Below are 19,505 nucleotides of genomic sequence, written 5' to 3'. Positions count from 1 at the left end.
TAATTGTTTCTTAAACCTTACTACTTATACCGTAAAATATTGTGAAAAGCTACTGGAAAACAGGTATTTAATGGCATCTTTAACGCTATGGTAAAGCTAGTATTAGCGTCAAGCCTAGCTTAGATTTTATCTTTGTTGTACGATGTTCCAAAATACCACCCTAATACAGATAGCGCTTTATGCAAACCAATAGTGAAAGTACAAAAGAACATGACAACCAATCGCTTAATCTGACACAACAAATCGACACATCAGGAGATATACGTGCCGATCGTAGCTTCGATGCGATTGCGGATCATTTTGAAAAAAAGGTCTACGGTGGCTTAAAAGGCGATATTCGATTGGCGGTGCTACGCCGTGATATCTTTGAATATAGCGCGCGAATGAGTGAAAGCCTTGGGCGACCTTTACGTATTTTGGATGTGGGTGCAGGGCTGGCACAGATTGCAATAGAGCTGGCAGCTCAAGGTCATACATTGGTCATCAATGATATCTCAGGCAACATGCTAGAAAAAGCGAAAGCGAGTGCCGCGCAGATAGACGAAAATCTCGATATCACATGGTATGTTTGCCCCTATCAGGAGCTGCCAGAAAAGTTAAGCACAGAAAATAGTGAAAAGTTTGATTTAATCATGTGTCATGCGCTGCTTGAATGGTTGGCAGAGCCCGCTGCGGTAATGGACTTTTTTGATCAGCAATTAGCGGATAATGGTGCGCTATCTTTATGCTTTTATAACCCAGCAAGCTTTGATTATCGCAACCTAATCATGGGTAATTTTAACTTACTTGATAATACAGAATATAAGGCTGATAACAAAAAAAGCCTCACGCCCAACCATCCTGTCGCCAAAGAAGAAGTTGAATCTTGGTTGACTGCGCATCATTATCAGACCATACGCACCAGCGGTCTGCGCGTATTCCATGATTATGCCCCGCTTAAGCGTGGTGGACACAATGACCCAGATGCCGTGATACGCATGGAGCTGCGCTACTCGCAATTAGAGCCGTATAAATGGTTGGGACGTTATTTGCACATATTGGCAACGCGATAAGCGTAAGTGCAAGCACCTGTTTTTTGGAGGGAGTTTTAATCAATATAGTCACCGCAGTTTAAAACAGGTATAAAGTAGATACAAGGCAGCCAAGCGTAAATAGCATGCTGTGTGCATGTCGCGAGGTTAATTTCCTAATCATTTATAAATGCTGCGACTATTCTGTCTCATCAACTCTCTCTGACCTATCATACTCTGACCAAGTCGTCGCATTGATGTCTTTTTCATCAAATACCACGACGTGCTCTAAGATAGGTAAAATACCAATCTGCGATCCAATCTCATGATTATGGTGGCTGGCAACTAAAGACAATACCGTTTGCCCGTCATCAAGTTGCAAGCGATATAAATAGTTGGCACCGCGAAATACGCGTCCAACGACTAAAGCGGTTTGGTTGCTCTCATCGTCATGAATGATATCATCAGGGCGCACCAACACCTTAATCGGTGTGCCATTAGGATAATCGTACTCGCAATACTGTGGGTACCCTGATTCATCGTACACTTCCATACGCCGATAGATATCGCCTAATGCCGTCTCAACATGGCCTTCTTTGATGATGCCATCTATCATCGCGCCTTCGCCGACAAACTCAGCGACAAAAGGACTGATTGGCTCATGATATAGCTCGCTTGGGGTTGCCCACTGTACCAGTTTACCTTTATGCATCACCCCCACTTTATCAGCCAGTGCAAAAGCTTCGTTTTGATCATGAGTGACCAGTATTGCCGTGGTATTGGTGCGTTTAAGAATATCACGAACATTCATTGCCAATGATTCACGTAGCACCACATCTAGATTAGAAAACGGCTCATCAAGCAGTAATAGTTTTGGCTTAGGCGCTAATGCACGGGCTAATGCCACCCGCTGCTGTTGGCCACCTGACAGCTCATTTGGACGTTTGTCAGCATGCTCAGACAATTCAACCAGCTCTAGCATCTCAGCGACACGGGCTTTTTTGTCAGCGGCCGACCATTTATTCAGACCAAAAGCGATGTTTTTTGCCACGCTCAAATGTCCAAATAACGCATAGTCCTGAAACACCATGCCCATACCGCGTTTGGCAGGTGCTACTGCATATGAGTTGCGGTCAGTTTTATCAGTAAGACATTGATTGTTTAAGAGAACCGTACCATCACGGCTTTGTTCCAGCCCTGCAATCGCTCTTAGTGCCGTGGTCTTGCCGCAGCCGCTATAACCTAAAAAGCAACCAATCTCGCCTTGCTTCAATTCCAATGACAAACCATTGACGATAATCGTATCGTCATAACCGACGATTAAATCTTGCACACTAAAATAAGGACTAGTAGCCGTAGCTGCCTCAGTATTTGTCTCAACATCTTGGCTAAAAGCACTACTTTTTTCTAAAGACTTACTAGGCTGGGCGGGCGACGTCTTAACTTGAGCAACTGGTAATTTTTTTATATGCTCCAGTCTTGCCTTGGCCTTTATTGACTTGGCATTGATTGATTTAGAGTCTGCTGAGGCTTTCATTGAATCAGTGTACATAGACGGTACCAGTTAGCTATTAGTAAATAAAACCCATAGATAAAACAGTGAAAAAAATCATAAAATGGAGCGCTATCGGATAATGCAGATTCACTCTAAAAACACCTTAACCTTGCTTATCGCTTTGACGCAATAATATCCAAACAGGCAGCAGCCCAACCAGCACAATCAATAAACTGGGCAACGCAGCTCGTCCCCACATGCCTTCACTGGTCATCTCAAACACCCGCACCGCCAGCGTATCCCAGCCTTGGCGACGCGTCATTAAGGTAATCGGCATCTCTTTCATGACTTCAACAAACCCCATCAACAGTCCAGTCAATATTCCCGGACTAATAACAGGCAACATCACTTGCCGCCAGCGCTGGTAAGGACTGTCACTCAGTAATTTAGCAGCGGCTTCTTGATTGACCGTTAGTCGCTGTAGCTGTCGATCAACTGGCTGAAAACTCACCGTCATAAAACGCGTCGATAATGCCAATAGCATCACAATCACACTGCCTGATAGCACTTGCTGCGTGGTAATCCCAAAGGCAATCATTTGATTATCTAGCCAAGCAATTGGAATAAATATGCCCACTGCCAATACGGTACCCGGCACCACATAACCCAAATTTGCCAAAGTAGTCATGAGCTTGGTCAATTTATCAGGATACTGCCGCTTAATCCACGCAATGATAATCGCCAAAAAGGCAATAAAAATCGTGGTCATGCTAGCAATCATGAGGCTGTTGGTCACAAAATCAATATAGCGCGCATCAAAATCTTGGCGAAAATTCAATGCCGTCCAGTAGATAAGCTGCAAAAATGGGATTAAAAAAGCGCCAGCAAACACCAAGGTACACAGTAATGTCATACCCAATTTTGCAGGCGTGGTGGCATCAAAACGTTGACTGCTGCCTTGAGTCACGTTATTGCCGCGCTTGGTTTGCCAATACTGCTCAAACAATACCACAATAAAGATTACACCGATGAGCAAAGCCGCCAATTGTGCCGCAGTGGTCAAACTAAAGAAACCAAACCATGCTTTGTAAATAGCCGTGGTAAAGGTATCAACATTAAAGACTGATACGGCACCAAAGTCTGCCAAGGTTTCCATACTGGCAAGCAGTAGTCCGCCAATAATCCACGGCAAGGCTTGTGGTAATGCCAACCGAAAAAACACGCGGCTACGGCTTAAGCCCAGCATTTGTCCCGCTTCAATCGCTCGCCTGCCTTGCGATAAGAACGCTTGACGTGCCAGCAAATAGACATAGGGATAAAATGCTAGGGACAATACCAAACCTGCTCCCCAGACATTACGGATCGAAGGAATCGCTGCATCAAAGCCTAGGTCGCGCAAACCTGTCTGTAATGGTCCACTAAAATCAACAATACCAATGGTGACAAATGCTAATACATAAGCAGGTATCGCCAGTGGTAACATCAGCGCCCACGAAAAAAACCGCTGTCCAGGGAAGCGGTACATACTGGTTACCCAAGCAAGCGCGGTGCCAATAGTGCCAGACACGACCGTTACCATCAGCAATAAAATCGCGGTATTTTTAAGCACTTGCGGCAGCACATAATCTGCCATGTGCGTCCAGATATCGGCAATTGGCTGCGTCCAAGATAGCAACACAATCAAAATTGGCAAAAGCATAAACGACGAAATCAGTCCTAAGACTGATTTTGAGATAATACGTTTACGGACGGCGTGGTCTTGGCTGACAGTCTGCTTTCCATCAATATTATGATTATCCATATTGTTGACATTAGCACTATCATTGACTGTATCGTTTTGACGTACAGACGCGTCTGGCGTTTTGATCATATCATTATTACCGTGTCATACGCATAAAGACCTTATAACATTATACCAAACTCAAAAATACGGTTAAAAACACTGTCTGCTTTGAACATAAACACTATCATTTAGCCTATCAAGCTTGATACTCGTGCTTGATAGGCATTGTCATTTTTGAGAATGGTATGACTGTCAATACCTTATTTATAGCCTGCTTTGTCCATCAACTGAATGGCTTGGGTTTGTAGCTCACCAAACTTTTGCACATTGATATCGTCTTTTTTGAACTCACCCCATGATCTGAGCATTTCTGACTCATCAATCCCTACTTTTACTGGAAATTCTTTGTCTGAGCTGGCATAAAGACCTTGCGCCTCATCAGAAGACAACCATTCTATCAGTTTAAGCGTCCCATCTGGATTGTCTGAACCTGCGACCACACCAGCACCTGAAATATTTACGTGTGTACCAGTCGTGCCTTGGTTTGCCCAAAATATTTTCACAGGGAAGTTAGGTTTTTCATCGAGCAGACGACCGTAGTAGTAACTGTTGGCAATGCCCACTTCACACTGACCAGCAGCGATGGCTTCTAGCATACTGGTGTCATCGCTGAACACGTCAGTCGCTAAGTTAGCGACCCAACCACGGACGATTTCTTCCGTTTTTTCTTCGCCCAAATGCTCCATCATACTGGCCACAAGTGACTGGTTATAGACCTTTTTAGAGGTACGTAGGCATAACTTGCCTTTCCACTTCGGATCAGCTAAATCTGCATAAGTAGACAATTGGTCGGCACTGACTTTACTTGGGTCATAAAAGATCGTACGAGCACGCAATGATAGCCCTGTCCACTGACCTTTTGGATCACGATATTTGGCAGGGACATTTTCTTCTAACACAGTAGATGATACTGGTTGTAACAAGCCTTGCTGAGCGGCTTGCCATAAGTTACCCGCATCAACCGTGAGCAGCATGTCGGCTGGCGTGTTCTGACCTTCAGCTTGCAAACGCGCCATGAGCGGACCTGTACTATCTGTGACCAGCTCAATCTTCACACCTGTCTGTTCGGTATAACGGTCTAGCAATGGCTTAATCAGCTGCTCATTTCGCGAAGAATAAATGGTAATCGTTTGACCACCTTCACTCGTAGCACCATCAGTAGCAGCTGGTTGCTCAGTAGCCGCCGCTGATGTCTCCACCTCTACGCTCTCTTCTGTTGTAGATGAATTGCTACAACCAGCCAGTCCCAACATCATGCCAAATACGGCAACAGGCAAGATAAGCTTAGTAGAAGATAGGTTAGCGCTAATGGCATTCAATGACATGGTTTTCCCCATAATGATGCTACGAAAAGGTGAGATAAATAGACGAGATGACAATAAGATAAGACGGCGCTAAAGACCTCTAATAATAAGGTTCAATCATGCGATAATCTCTGAAACAACATACTAATAGAAATGAGATTAATTATCAATACATTTGTTTAACTCAGAAATGCACCGATAATTTGGCTCAACTTTCACTTTCTAAGTGATAAATTTATAGATCTTCATGGAGCAATCTATAGATTTTCTAAGTGATGACACGTCTTAATTATCTTTCAATTATCTGCTGATTCACGACAGCAACCATTGACCTAAAATCACATTGACGGCGGCTTCTGTACGCAGGATACGCGAGCCTATAGTAACTGCCGCGCAACCTTGAGTGGCAAGCAGTGCTATTTCATAATCAATCCAGCCGCCCTCGCTACCGATACAAACCAGACTTGGCAATCCTAACGATGGCGGCTGTTGTAGATACTGTGTAAAGGATAGCTCACTATACGGGTGCGCCACGATGGCTCGATTGGTTACCAAACCTGCCAGCTCATCTTCCACGAATGGCTTAAAACGTTTTTGTAAAGTGATACGAGGCGCTATGGTATCAACTCCTTGTTGCAGCCCTTCTAATACAAACTCATCAAGGCGCTCAAGCATCGGACTTTGCCAATAGCTTTTTTGCGTGCGATAGCTGTTGATTAAGATGATATCGCGTACCCCAAGCGCGGTCATATCCATGATTAAGCGGCGTAGCACTTTAGGACGCGGTAGTGCCAACACAACGGTCAAATCTAGCTTTAGTGGCGGCGCAGTGGTGAGCTGAATATCACGCAACTGAATAGCATCAGAGCGGATGCTCTCAATCACAGCAGTGCCCAAATGACCGCCCATTTGACCGATTTTCAGCGTATCACCAACTTTTGCTGTTAGTACTTTATTGACGTGATTTATTTGTGATAATTCATCAATATATGCCGCATCCGAAGAGAAGTTTTCAATGGGTAATAATAAACAATTCATAGCAGCTCTTGGCTTGGTTGTTGAATAGCATGCTGCTCGACAACCTCTTTAATCATGGTAAATTGCCGGGTCAATACGGCTTGCTGTTGTCTCGTCATTCGCGCGCCAGCTTGCCCTGCTTGTGCCGCTACCTCAAGATCACTGAGCCAAGACACTAGTTGCTGATAAATGAGCGCTACCTCCTCTTTAGCGGCAGGCTTCTTACGAGAGGATTGTTGACTCGTATCATCATTAGTAGTAGCCGTATTAACAGTAACGGGACGATAGAAAACATTGTTTGGCTGATATAACGCGCCGACCTCCGCCAATTTATCTACCACGCTTTGACAAGACTGCGTATAGCGCCCCATGAGTACAGGCGTTGCCACACTCGCTGGCTCAACGGGATTGTGCCCACCGACATCTACTAACGAGCCGCCGACCAGTGCCACATCTGCCAACTTATACCACGTCATCAGCTCACCCATGCTATCAGCCAGATAGACTTGTGTGTCTACATGAATGCTATCTTCTGCACTACGCCGTGCCATTGTTAATTCAGACGCTTGAATGAGCGCTGCTACTTCATCAAAACGTTCAGGATGTCTAGGTACAATGATAAGCAGCGCATCAGCGAGCGCGGGATGAGACAATAGCTGTTGATGCAATGACAGTGCCGTCTCTTCTTCGCCACTATGGGTACTTGCGGCAATCCAAATCGGTCGACCAGCGATATTCATCTCTTTTGCTAATGTAGACTCTTGGACCGATTCAGAATATTGGTTTGGTACGCTAGGATTTTCTGTATAATTAGCTTCTATATCAGCCGCTTTATCTTCAATTTGAGGCGTATTAATCACCCATTTTAGTGAACCTGCGACACGAATTTGCGCGCTATTCGCACCCAATTGTCGAAAGCGTTTCGCTGAGTCGCTGTCTTGAGCGATAATCAAAGTCAGGTTTTTCATCATACTGGCACTGACCGCAGCAATTTTTTGATAACTTTTAAAAGAAGACGCTGACAGCCGACCGTTGACCAAGATACTGGGAATATGGTGTTCGGATAATTTGGTTAGGATATTTGCCCACAGTTCTGTTTCGACAAACAGAGCAGCGATGGGCTTGACATGACCCAAAAAAGCCTCAATCACAGTTGGGCTGTCGACAGGTACGTAGCTATGGCTCATCCGACCTTGAACAATATCATCGGTGAAACGGCTGGCACCGCGAGCAAAACCTGTCTGCGTGGTATTAGTTAACCATATTTGATAGCCATCAGCCAATAATGCATCTAATAAGGGCGCGACGGTATTGGTCTCTCCCAATGACACCGCATGACACCAAATAACGCCTTTATCAGTTTGCGCATTAGTCAGTTTAGCCACTGGTCGCGGTGGATATTGCTTACCAAAACGCTGCGCCACTTCTTGTTGATAGTTGTCGCGGTTGTGTGAGCGTTGCCAAACTTGCAGTCGATATAGCGGCTTAAGTAAGCCAATGGCGCACTGATAATACAAAGGCGCAGTATAAACAGTGCGGCTGGGCAACGATACTGGGTCAGTCGCTTCCAAAGCACAATCAGAGGATATAGGAGAAGATGGCATAAAGTTGCCCAGATTAGTAATGGCTTAAATAATATAGTCAATTCACTATAAAAGAGTGACGGCATTAACCTCGTTTGCAGTATTACCTATACATCTGCACTCGGTTGCCTTTTACCTCTTTAAATTAAATCGACTATAGTAAGGTGACGGTAAAAAATGCGCCAATTCTACCTGAATTTAGCGATTAACAATACGCTTTACAGCGTGTTGCCATAAAATATTTTAGACAATAATTAGGATCAATATTGCCACTACGAGTAGGGCGGCGAATAACAACTGATAACGCTTCATGCTATGTTGCTCTTGTTTTTGTGTCGTTATCAGCGCTTGCGCCTGTTGCCATTGCCCTACTACGCTCGCCGCTTCCGCATGTCCATTCTTTGCTGCTTGCTCTAGCCAATATTTACCAGTGTCTATATCTTGCGCCACGCCGACCCCTTGGTAATACATCTTGCTTAGTAGGCGCTGCGCACGACTGTCATTTTTGCTAGCTGCCTGCTTAACCCATTCAATCCCTGACGCTGTAGCAGCACGCTTATCAACCGCTAATCCTTCACCAAGTAACTCATACATTGCCAAATGTAGCATGGCAGCACTATTACCCGCCTGCGCCGCCTCTTGTAGTGTTAATAGCGCTTGCTTTTTTGTCGTTAAATGACTCTCTGAAAAGCGCATTTGCGTGCGTGGCTGACTTTGTTTGGCAATGTGTTGCTCAAACTGCTCAAGCACTTTATGGGCTTGCTGATACTCAATATTTCCAGCCGTTTGAACGACTTCTATGTTATCCAGCTCTACGAGCAATTGAGTAAAAATCGCGGGCGTTGGTAATTCTTGAATAGAAGGCACTAACGATGGTAGTGGCTGCTCTAATACCGTATTTTCTGAGGTTGTATGAGGTTGTACTGTTTCTGATTTAGACAGCACAGGCTTAGTGTGGCTCTCTTGCTGAGACAGGTTCTGAGATTTTGGCGCATCATATGGCGTATGACTCAACCTTTGTTTTTCTAACGGTTTCTGACTATCAATCATTTTAATGCGCTCTACACTAGCACTTGTATTTGGTGTGCTGATATTAATGGCTGGTATGATCGAATTAGCCACGTGATTGTCGTACGCATGTGGCAACCTTGCGCTAACCGCTTGATAAAGACCACTCGCCACTTGACCGCCTTGTACCGCCTCAAACGGCCGATCAATATGACCAAATAACCGTAATCCTATCGGCTCTAGGGCAAAAAACAATGACGTAACGCTATTAGCATCAGCCGACTGACAATAGACAACCGCCAGATGTTGATAAAAATCATCGGTTGTAAGAGCCAGTTCAGGATAGCGCTTATGTAGCTCAAACTGTCCATACCAATGCGGCGTACTTTGCCATTGCTGTGCCAATACTCGCCCTGCATAAAACGCCAAAAATACCATAAAGTTACGATAGCGTTCATCGAGCAATAATGTCTCTTCATGCCATCGACCAGTTTTAACCATCTCACGGCGTATGTGCGACAGCAGCGTATCGACTCGCTGTAAGCTGGCCAATGACTCATCTAATATACAATCGCGAAGCTCGCTTTCGTAAGCAATGCCACCAGCGATAGGACGATCCGCTAAAAAGTCTTGCCAATAGCCTGCTGCAATATAGTCAAAGGGCGTTAGAGGTGATGCAGACGATGCATACATAGACAAGCGCATCCTTTATCGGGATAAATTAATAGTAATAAAAATAAGGTCATCATGGCACTAAACTGACATCAGTCGTTTACCTTACCCTAAAATCGAAAATGCTACAATAAAGGACTAAATAAGCGTACCACATTGTCAAACAAACGCTCTGCACCATGGCGCTGTTGCCACTGCTCTAAACTCAAAAAACGGCAACTTTGTAAGTAGACTTCTTGACAATCAGCCACTTGAGCGACCATCTCTGGTGTATAAATGGCCAAGCTCACTTCCATATTTAGATAAAAACTGCGCATATCGATGTTTACAGTGCCAAATAAACAGTAATCATCATCGATAACCACTGTTTTGGTATGCAAAAGACCACCCTTAAACAAAGCAATCGTCACACCCGCCTCGAGCAACTCTTGATAATAGGCTTGTGACGCATGCTGTACAAGAAACGAATCCACCTTTTCCGGGACAATCAGCGTCACCTCAACCCCGCGTTTGGCAGCGATCGTTAATGCTCCCGAGAGCGCCTCGTCAGGTACAAAATACGGTGTGGTAATGCGAATGCGTTTATTGGCGCGATGAATAACGGTCACCAATGTATTGTAAATAACATGGGCTGTCACTTGCGGTGCGGAGGGTATCAGCTGCGCCAGCACTCCTTCTACCATCGGCATCTTCGGTATCACAATCGATGTTGAGCCAATATTTGGTTGCTTATAATAGTCGATCTCACCAGCCAATACCTTTACCCGACTGTTTAAATCATTAATGGTTGGGTTCATCACATATAGTTTACGAGTATAGCCATTGACGCGCTGATTGAGCGCGTCTAAATTGTCGTTATTTTCCGCACCAATATCCGTGGCCACCACGATCGCCATGGCTGTCGTAATACTAATAGAGTGTTGACTGGTCGTGCGTATCGCCACATCGATCCACTGTCCAACGTTTTTATTTTGTTTAAAAAATCTTGGATCGACCAAGTTAAAGCTACCGATATAGCCAATGTGCTCATCAATCACGATAATCTTACGATGGTTACGCAAGTCAGAGCGCTTAAATAGCGTTTTAAACAAACCCACTGGTAGTGACTGATGGACAAAGACACCTGCTTTTTCTAATGTACGATGCGCGCTACTATTAAAGAAACTAAAGCTGCCCACGCTATCGGCCAAGATATGACACTCAATACCACGCTGCGCTGCCGCTGACAGCGCCTCTATCAGCTCTAGCACTTGTCCTTTAGGATAAACAATATAAAACTCCATCAGGATAATACTCTGAGCGGCATTGATATCTTCGATTAATCTCTGAAAAATAGTATGAGGATCCGTCAATAGCTGCATATTGTGATTAGGAAACACGCCCAGCCCCGTCCAACGCGTGCCTATTTGACTGACACCGCGGTAGTTAGCTGGCAGCAGCTCTTGTCCCTGATCAAAAACCAAATTCTCACGCCGTGCCATATCATCCATCAATAAGCTTGCTTGGTCTACTCGTTGACGATAGCGCCGCCCTATCATCGGCTCACCCAATAGTATATAAGCGATGAAACCAAAAAGAGGCAAGGTATAGAGCACAGCAATCCAAGCGATAGATACACCAATATTGCGCTGTACCGATACAACACGTAGCGTCATTACTATCATGAGAACAATATGCAATACCAGACCCAAGCCTGCAAAGTCTCCCCAAGACCAGGTCGTAAAAGTTTGTTCAATAGTGGAATTTTCTATGCCCGCCTCCAACAATCAACATAAAATAAAGCATGAGTCGTCAAACACCCTCAATAGTATAGTAGTTTTTGACCATCAAACAATGACTAACCATAATAAGTTTTTAAGCAGCAACCTTAGTAAACACGTGCCTCAGACTACTATTAATAATAGCTTTCAGACAGTATTTTCAATTATTTTTCAAAATAGTTAAAAAACTGTTTGACAGCCATGTGTAAATCTATATAATACACACCCACAGCAGCAGAGCTTAGTGACAAACTTAGAGCTCAGTTGATGTTGAATAAATTGCATAGCAATTGTTCGAAGGGTGATTAGCTCAGTTGGTAGAGCGTCTGCCTTACACGCAGAATGTCGGCGGTTCGAATCCGTCATCACCCACCACTATTTAGTATAGCGTTACTTTTAAGTAGTAGGCTAAGTGGTTAAATAAACTAAGTACGACCTAAGCAGCGGTAGTTCAGTTGGTTAGAATACCGGCCTGTCACGCCGGGGGTCGCGGGTTCGAGTCCCGTCCGCTGCGCCATATTTAAAACGAATTTAGACTTTCGAGTTTAAGCAAGTTTCGCCTCAAACATTAGATTGTTTGAGGTTTTTTTGTGTTTATTAATTCTGCCATACCTCTATTCACTTGCCTCTCATATCATTTGTCCTCAACCACCCTACCAGCTCTTCTCACTACTCTGAATCGTAATAATTATTGCTAGTGGTTTAGCCGACCAACTACTTCGACACATCTCCTTGTTTACAAAAATAATAAAGCTGACCATTTAGTCAGTTAATTTAATAAAATCATAAACTTAGGTAATATCAAATACTTAGAAGGCTTGATAGACCGTTATTCTTAGCCAGCTTATGGTTGTCACTCACTATAAAACATGCTTAACTGTTTCAAAGTGTTAAGAATTATTGCAGATAACATAGCCAACAGAGCATTTTTTATACTTTTGACAATACTTATATTGATAACATTTATCTTCATTACTTTAGATTGCTACCGAAACCTGACCGCGCTTTATCCTTAGCAGTATTGACCCGTTTTGACAGGAAGTTAAAACGCGCTTCTGTCATATACCCAGCCTGCTAGGATGACCCACTCTATATAAAGGAATATTACTGTGCGTTATCACTTATTTGCAAACCTGCCACTGGCTAGCCAATTATGTAGAACCAATATTCAGAAAAAACTGTTTTTTAGTAGCTCATTAACCACCGCTTTAGCCGCGATCGTTGCCTTGGGTACGATGAGCAGCAGCCATGCAAAGGTGCTTTTCACCGATACCAGTCTTTCTGTACTGTATGGTAATGACTATGAGCTGGTAGAAGACGGAGAATTGACGACCATCACTCTGGAGCACGCATCTACCCATAGTTGGGGCGGCGTATTTTTCTTCGTCGATCGTCATCAAGGCGCAAATGATATTGAAAACAATAGATTTAAAGAAACCTATGGTGAGTTTGCGCCCAAGCTTAAGCTCACAACTTTCGATGATAGCTTTATCAAACAGCTCAATCTAGCGGGGCAATATGAGTTTGGCTCGAACAGCAAAGGCTTTAGCCAAGACAACTATATGATAGGACTAGGGGCAGATTTGAATGTCCCTATTTCAGGTATGAAGTACGCCTCTGCTTCCTTGTACCATGTCTTCAATGATAATACTGATGATGACCAGCAAATCACCTTAACTTACGGTTGGGAGAAAAACAATTTTGTGGTCGATGGTTATGTAGACTACTCTTTTAACAATGATGACTTAAAAAACCAACTACATATCAATCCGCAAATAAAGTATAACTTACAACCACTATTAGGCATTGATAATCGCTTAGAGGTCGGTATGGAATATAGTTACTGGAAAAATAAGTATGGCAGTGATACAACTCAAAACGTGCCTAGCGCTCTAGTGAAGTTTCATTTTTAACCGTCTAACTGGTTTGACGAATAGTTCTAAAACAGCTCTCAACTCTTTCTCACTAAAATAAACAGTTTGTTAATAAAATAAAGAGTCCTCATGCAAAATTGACAGCTTGCATGAGGATTTTCATTGTATATTTGATAAATTAACCCTTAGGATTCCACTGATTCTCAAGCTGGATACGCATTCATACGTTTTATAAGGCTGTTACGACGTATAATTATTGGCTATTTATATCCACTAAATAATCATCTTTAACTGACTTTATCAATGGCTATATTTCAAACTTATTCAGCATTTCTTTATTATAAAAGGGACAAAATATGGAATATAACCACATACCCAGACAATCATTGGGCTTCTTCCCCACTCCATTGATAGCGCTCAGCAGATTGAGTAAAGCGCTTGATGGCCCTACTATTTTTATGAAACGAGATGACAATACAGGACTGGCATTGGGTGGCAATAAAACCCGTAAGCTTGAATTTATCATAGGTGATGCCCTTGCTCAAGGTGCTGATTGCGTGATTACGGCAGGTGCCGCACAATCAAACCATTGTCGCCAAACTGCTGCCGCAGCAGCAAGCTTGGGACTTGAATGCCATTTAGTATTGGGTGGAGAAGAACCCGAACAAACAAGTGGCAATCTTTTATTAGACAAAATTTTTGGATCGCATATTCACTGGGCAGGCGCCCATCGCAAAGGAGAAGACATTCCTAAAATCGTTGAGCAATTAACAAAACAAGGCAAAAAACCATATGTCATACCCTATGGCGGCTCCAATGAGCTGGGTGCTTTAGCGTTTGTAGAAGCTTTTAAAGAGTTGGAATCGCAACGTGAAAGCATGGACCTATCATTTACTCATATCGTTTTTGCTTCTAGCTCTGGGGCAACACAAGCTGGTTTGATGCTTGGCAAAAAAATACTCAACTCGCCCGCCCAAATCGTAGGTATCAATATCGATAAAGGCGAAACAGACAAAGTGCCTTTTGATCAGTATACCGTCGCGCTTGCCAATAGCACGGCCTCCCTTATCGGTGCCGATCATCAGTTTTCAGAAAGCGATTTAACACTCAACTCTGATTATGTGGGCGAAGGTTATGGCGTGGTTGGTACATTAGAAAATGAAGCCATTGCAATGACAGCTCAAACAGAGGGTATACTTTTAGATCCTGTCTATACGGGTCGTGCGATGGGCGGACTCATAGATATGATTCGGTCTGGCAAAATCAAGAAAACCGATCGTGTCTTATTTTGGCATACGGGCGGTGCACCAGCTTTATTTGCCTACTCAAGTGACTTAGATATGATGAAAAGAAATGGATAAATAAATTTTGACGCATTAACTCAAGCTATAGGTATTAACTACAATCTTATAAGCGTTGATTAAGCCGGCTCACACTAGCAATCAGCGCCACCATAACCACTCCCATAATGATGAGAATCCCAGACATCATGTGCGCTGCCTCGTAATTCAGCGCCTCTACTTGCTCATATATCGCAATCGAGACCACTTTAGTCTCATCGGATATACTACCCCCTATCATCAAAACCACGCCAAACTCACCAATAGTATGGGCAAAACTTATTAAGCTACCAAGCACAATACCGACACGCGCTTGTGGCAGAGCGACTCTGAGAAACCGCTTGAAACGGCTTGGCTCCAATAAATGTGCCACTTCCATCACGCTTTGTGGAATACGTAAAAATTGGGCGTAGACAGGCTGAATATAAAAAGGCAAGGAGTAAATAATCGAACCAATGACAAGACCTTCAAAAGTAAATATCAAGGGGCTGATATTATGTTCGCTAAGCCATTTACCAATACCGACACTAGGGCTTAACAGTAATAAAAGATAAAAGCCGATGACGGTAGGTGGCAAAACCAATGGCATGGCAATGATGCCCATAAGCAAGACTTTAAGACGTGACACAACTTGCCTACGACTGGGCTTAGCAAGCCAATAAGCCACAGGCGTTGCGAACAGTAATAAACAAATGGTAGTGACACCAGCAAGCTTAATACTGACCCAAAACGGACTAAGCATATCGGACATAAGAGACTGGTCTATCATAATGTCACTGCTCGTTGCCATTCGTTATGAGGATAAAGGATCTATTGTATCTAATATTAAAAGATTGAACAGACAAATATAATGTCAGCTCTTATAAATAGCGCGTTGATAAGTAAAGCACATTGATAAACAAACAGTGTAGCGTTTATCAGTCACAGTATCAGCCTTCTTGTGTCCATATTATTTATTAAAACCTGACAAGATTAAAGTCTGTTGAAAAACAATCATAGCGTAAAATAAAAAAGCACCCTAATAAGGTGCTTTTTTATTTTATTCACTAAGCTCATCGTATTAACTATTACCGTCAAAAATGATGGTTAAAAAATTTCTTTTAACACGCTAATATGAGAATCAATACGAGTCACAAACAGTGCAATCAACCTGCTTCACCACGAAGCTAACGATGACGCACTACGCTGAGTAATAAAGCCGTCTGGAGTCTGACCATTGTCTGCTTGCCAGCGCTGGAACGCCAACCGAGTATTGGTACCCACGATACCGTCAGCGCCTTTGGTATCATAGCCTGAGTTGGTCAAACGCTGCTGTAAATTTCGTACTTGAGCTGTGGATAATGGACGCTCATAACGCGGCCATGATTTCTGTAATCCGCCTTGTCCAGCAAGCGCTTTACCCAACAAGCTGACACCTAGCGCATAGCTCGATGAGTTATTATAGACCTTGATCACATCAAAGTTTGGGCTGAGTAGCAGTACTGGACCATCCTTGCCAGCTGGTAGCCACAGCTCCATTTCGGTATTGGCATCCAAATAAACATCAGCTATCGTATCAACACCCATCGCCGCCCATCTCGCGGCAGGCTGCTTACTACCAACCATGGAGTAATCGAATGAAGCAGGAATGGTCGCTTCGTAAAATGGCGCTAGACCTCTAACCCAACCTGAGTTGCTCAAATAATTAGCGGTGGACGCCAGTGCATCGCCCGTTGCCCACGGATTACGGTGACCATTACCATCGCCATCCACTCCGTGCTTCAGCCAAGTATCAGGGATAAACTGCGTCTGTCCCATGCCGCCTGCCCAAGAACCATCGAGCTGCGACCAAGACACATCACCGCGCTGCAATAACGTCGCTAATGACAACAACTGAGTTTCGGCAAATTCTTGGCGACGACCATCATAAGCCAGACTCGCAAGTGAGCTTGGTATGCTGCTATTACCCGTCACCACGCCGTATGACGACTCCATGCCCCAAATGGCAGCGATTATTTCTGCATTGACACCGTACTGCGATTCTAATTGCGACAAAAATGCCCGTTGCTCGGCAAACTTACGCTTACCAGTACTCACACGCCCATCAGATACGGCAGAATCGACATATTCCCATGGCATCTTAGAAAACTCTGGCTGTCCTGAGTCAAGTGAGATGACTTGCTGATTTAAATAAGCGGTATCAAGTAGACGACGCACCGTCGCTGCATCATGGCCTGATGAAATCGCCCGCATAGAAAAATCCGACTTCCAATCAGAGAAGCTGTTATAGCTTGGCTTTGCCACTGGCTGCGGCTTGATGACAGGCTTCGGTGCTGGCTTCACTTGAATGGTTTGAGTTTGGGTAATCTGAACGCTGCCTTGACGCACGGGTTTGCTAGGTTTTTGCATCGCCTGTTGGCTGGTACACCCAACCATCACTAACGCAGGAAACAGAGCAAGATATTGTTTTTTTAACATCATAAAATTCTCAAGTATGAATAAGTAAAGCGACTCAAATAAACCGATTTAGTTAAAGTGGCTTTATTCAAACACTCTGAAATTCAAGCGCTCTGAATAAAGCCACTAAACTTGCCAAATCAGTCACTACTTGGCATCACGTTTAACGCCCCAGTACCGCACGTGGATCAATAGGATTGCCATTTAAGCGCACTTGGAACTCTAAGCCGACCTGATTGGTTTGGCCACTGTTACCCATGTTTGCAATGCGCTGACCGCGCTGTACAGCATCGCCTTCTTTGACCAGTAGCTGACTATTATGCGCATAAGCGGTGATGTAATTATCACTATGACGAATCATAATAAGATTGCCATACTCTGGCAGACCATCGCCCGAATACAGTACCGTGCCAGATTGGCTAGCAAGTACGGGATCACCGATATTACCAGCAAACCACATACCCATCGTGCCCGCTGCCGCATCAAAGTTACGAGTCACTTGATTGCGACTTGGATATTCATAGCCTGACGTTGCGTTAGCCGTCACTTCGTATACAGGGCTTTGTGAGCTATTATTAGGCACGCTCGTTACAGGTGGTGTGTACGTTGGCTGTGTCGTTGTAGGCGCGTTATAACGATTGTTATCGGTTGGCGTACCTTGCCACAGCTTGAGCCATTGACCACTATAAATTGTATACTTGCTGTCTAAACCATTGAGCGAACCGATTTGACGGTAACTGAGACGATAGCGCTCAGCAATCTGGCTGACCGTATCGCCACGCTGTACACGATGGTAGTTAGGAACGCCTTGTGCATTGGTAATAATCTTAGGTCCCGCTTGGTTGGCTGATTGGTAAGTAGGCTTGGTTGCACAGCCCACCATCGTTAACGTTGCTGCTGTTAAAGTACCTATCAATGCCACTGTTGCAAAGCGCGATCCAGCAATAAGCTTCTTCATACAAGATTTCCTATTCTTTATGTTACTCACAAACTCCTTGTGTTACTCACAAGCATTTTGCTAACTTTTATACCGTTTAGTATTTGGCAAATACCATTATCAATCACTCGATAGTAAACCATTTTCTAAGGCGTGTCCTCATTTTGAAAATGGTGATAAAAATGAGATAAATGGCAGCCAAATAAGAAAAATAGTGCAGATAATATCAGGATATTGACCAGCTGTTTGACGCATTTTGGCAGCGTAAATTTATAGCATTAACGCCGACAGCGTTTTAAGCGTGTCTGCTGGCGTATGATGCAGGCGCACTGGTGATAAACTGATATAACCCGCCGCTACCGCTTGATCATCCGTCATATCTGTTGCAGAGGACTGCAAATCTTCAGTTCCTAATGGCAACTCATGTGGGCGTTTACGTAGCGACAACCAATAAGCATCACGCCCACGTGGATCGACCACATGATGTACAGGACGCGCAATCTGACGGTGCCCTAACGCCGTTATTTTCCGACCTTTGATATCATCAGCACTATCTACATCAGGAATATTAACGTTTAATACATGATAGGGCAAATTTTTGCAAGCATCTAATATCGGTGTTTCTATCAATAATTTAACAATTTCAGCTGCCGCCATTTGATGATGACTGGTCTGCTCTTGCCCTTCTCCTTTGACGCCGCCGCCCACTAGGGAAGTCGCAATGGCAGGTATTCCAAAGAGCTGTGCGGTTAATGCAGCACCAAAGGTACCCGAAAATAAAACGTCTTGACCAAGATTAGCACCAGAATTGATACCAGTAATCACACAATCAAAACGCGTATCAGGATACAATTCATGCAGTGCCAAATGTACACAGTCCGCGGGCGAACCATTTACCGCTATAAAACCAGAATCCAATTGATGAGTATATAATGGCATCGATAGGCTCAAAGCACTCGCGCAGCCACTTTGCTCACTGTTTGGCGCAACCACTACCACCTCTGCAATAGCAGACAGGGCTTGATATAATGCCAATAACCCTGGTGCATAAACCCCATCATCATTACTAATTAAAAATTTCATTTTCACTCAATATACTCATTAATGACCGCCTGTCCACTTATGAACTTTAGCCGCATAAAATTGCTATAATCAGACCCGAAAATGGTGGTTAGATTGTGTGATCATACTGTTGACGCTGACATCCACATTGGCTTTTTCTGCAT

The 19,505-nt window shown here is 43.9% G+C and carries 14 protein-coding genes and 2 tRNA genes; 5 read left to right on the top strand and 11 right to left on the bottom strand.

The features are described 5' to 3' along the window. Positions 1-179: 179 nt before the first annotated feature. A complete protein-coding gene (locus tag JMW64_RS04375; RefSeq protein WP_201553563.1) occupies positions 180-1,052 on the top strand; it encodes a methyltransferase domain-containing protein in 873 nt (290 codons plus the stop codon). Positions 1,053-1,209: 157 nt separating this feature from the next. Here the strand turns inward: JMW64_RS04375 and JMW64_RS04370 are convergent, their stop codons facing one another. From JMW64_RS04370 to JMW64_RS04340, 7 genes are all read right to left on the bottom strand, one after another. Then, on the bottom strand, positions 1,210-2,562 hold the full coding sequence (locus JMW64_RS04370; protein WP_201553562.1) for an ABC transporter ATP-binding protein: 1,353 nt from the start codon (positions 2,560-2,562) through the stop codon (positions 1,210-1,212). Positions 2,563-2,668: 106 nt separating this feature from the next. Then, positions 2,669-4,375 (bottom strand): ABC transporter permease, encoded by a 1,707-nt coding sequence (locus JMW64_RS04365; protein WP_201503112.1) that lies wholly within the window; start codon positions 4,373-4,375, stop codon positions 2,669-2,671. Positions 4,376-4,548: 173 nt separating this feature from the next. Then, a complete protein-coding gene (locus tag JMW64_RS04360; RefSeq protein ID WP_201553561.1) occupies positions 4,549-5,673 on the bottom strand; it encodes an extracellular solute-binding protein in 1,125 nt (374 codons plus the stop codon). A 291-nt stretch (positions 5,674-5,964) separates the two neighbouring features. Beyond that, a complete protein-coding gene (locus tag JMW64_RS04355; protein ID WP_201553560.1) occupies positions 5,965-6,690 on the bottom strand; it encodes a 16S rRNA (uracil(1498)-N(3))-methyltransferase in 726 nt (241 codons plus the stop codon). Next, positions 6,687-8,273, bottom strand: a complete 1,587-nt coding sequence (locus JMW64_RS04350) for a 3-deoxy-D-manno-octulosonic acid transferase (RefSeq protein WP_201553559.1) — start codon at positions 8,271-8,273, stop codon at positions 6,687-6,689. Before JMW64_RS04350 ends, JMW64_RS04355 begins: the two co-directional genes overlap by 4 nt. Before the next feature lie 222 nt (positions 8,274-8,495). Then, the gene (locus JMW64_RS04345) at positions 8,496-9,953 is read right to left on the bottom strand and encodes a tetratricopeptide repeat protein (protein ID WP_201553558.1); all 1,458 of its coding nucleotides are present in this window, start codon (positions 9,951-9,953) and stop codon (positions 8,496-8,498) included. Positions 9,954-10,057: 104 nt separating this feature from the next. Next, complete coding sequence (locus tag JMW64_RS04340; protein ID WP_201553557.1) at positions 10,058-11,695, bottom strand: cardiolipin synthase; 1,638 nt, start codon at positions 11,693-11,695, stop codon at positions 10,058-10,060. A 296-nt stretch (positions 11,696-11,991) separates the two neighbouring features. Between JMW64_RS04340 and JMW64_RS04335 the strand changes: the two genes are divergently transcribed. The 4 genes from JMW64_RS04335 (at position 11,992) to JMW64_RS04320 (ending at position 14,927) form a co-directional block, all read left to right on the top strand. Then, positions 11,992-12,067: transfer RNA gene (locus tag JMW64_RS04335), tRNA-Val, on the top strand. 65 nt (positions 12,068-12,132) lie between these two features. Beyond that, positions 12,133-12,209 (top strand) — tRNA-Asp (locus tag JMW64_RS04330). 592 nt (positions 12,210-12,801) lie between these two features. Continuing rightward, entirely contained in the window at positions 12,802-13,605 is an 804-nt protein-coding gene (locus tag JMW64_RS04325; RefSeq protein WP_227676300.1) for a DUF5020 family protein, read from the top strand. A gap of 317 nt (positions 13,606-13,922) precedes the next feature. Next, on the top strand, positions 13,923-14,927 hold the full coding sequence (locus JMW64_RS04320) for a D-cysteine desulfhydrase family protein (RefSeq protein ID WP_201553556.1): 1,005 nt from the start codon (positions 13,923-13,925) through the stop codon (positions 14,925-14,927). Between the two features lie 46 nt (positions 14,928-14,973). Here the strand turns inward: JMW64_RS04320 and modB are convergent, their stop codons facing one another. From modB to surE, 4 genes are all read right to left on the bottom strand, one after another. Further along, positions 14,974-15,675 carry a molybdate ABC transporter permease subunit gene (gene modB / locus JMW64_RS04315; RefSeq protein ID WP_201553555.1) on the bottom strand — a complete coding sequence of 234 codons (702 nt, stop codon included), beginning with the start codon at positions 15,673-15,675 and terminating at the stop codon, positions 14,974-14,976. 386 nt (positions 15,676-16,061) lie between these two features. Further along, complete coding sequence (locus JMW64_RS04310) at positions 16,062-17,366, bottom strand: lytic murein transglycosylase (protein WP_201553554.1); 1,305 nt, start codon at positions 17,364-17,366, stop codon at positions 16,062-16,064. 139 nt (positions 17,367-17,505) lie between these two features. Continuing rightward, positions 17,506-18,300: a M23 family metallopeptidase gene (locus JMW64_RS04305; RefSeq protein WP_201553553.1), complete on the bottom strand. Its 795-nt coding sequence runs from the start codon at positions 18,298-18,300 to the stop codon at positions 17,506-17,508. A 249-nt stretch (positions 18,301-18,549) separates the two neighbouring features. Further along, the gene (surE, locus tag JMW64_RS04300; protein WP_201553552.1) at positions 18,550-19,362 is read right to left on the bottom strand and encodes a 5'/3'-nucleotidase SurE; all 813 of its coding nucleotides are present in this window, start codon (positions 19,360-19,362) and stop codon (positions 18,550-18,552) included. Between the last annotated feature and the right edge of the window lie 143 nt (positions 19,363-19,505).

The organism is Psychrobacter immobilis (assembly GCF_904846065.1).
GTDB classification, from domain to species: domain Bacteria; phylum Pseudomonadota; class Gammaproteobacteria; order Pseudomonadales; family Moraxellaceae; genus Psychrobacter; species Psychrobacter immobilis_H.
This window is presented reverse-complemented; position numbering and strand designations above follow the sequence as displayed.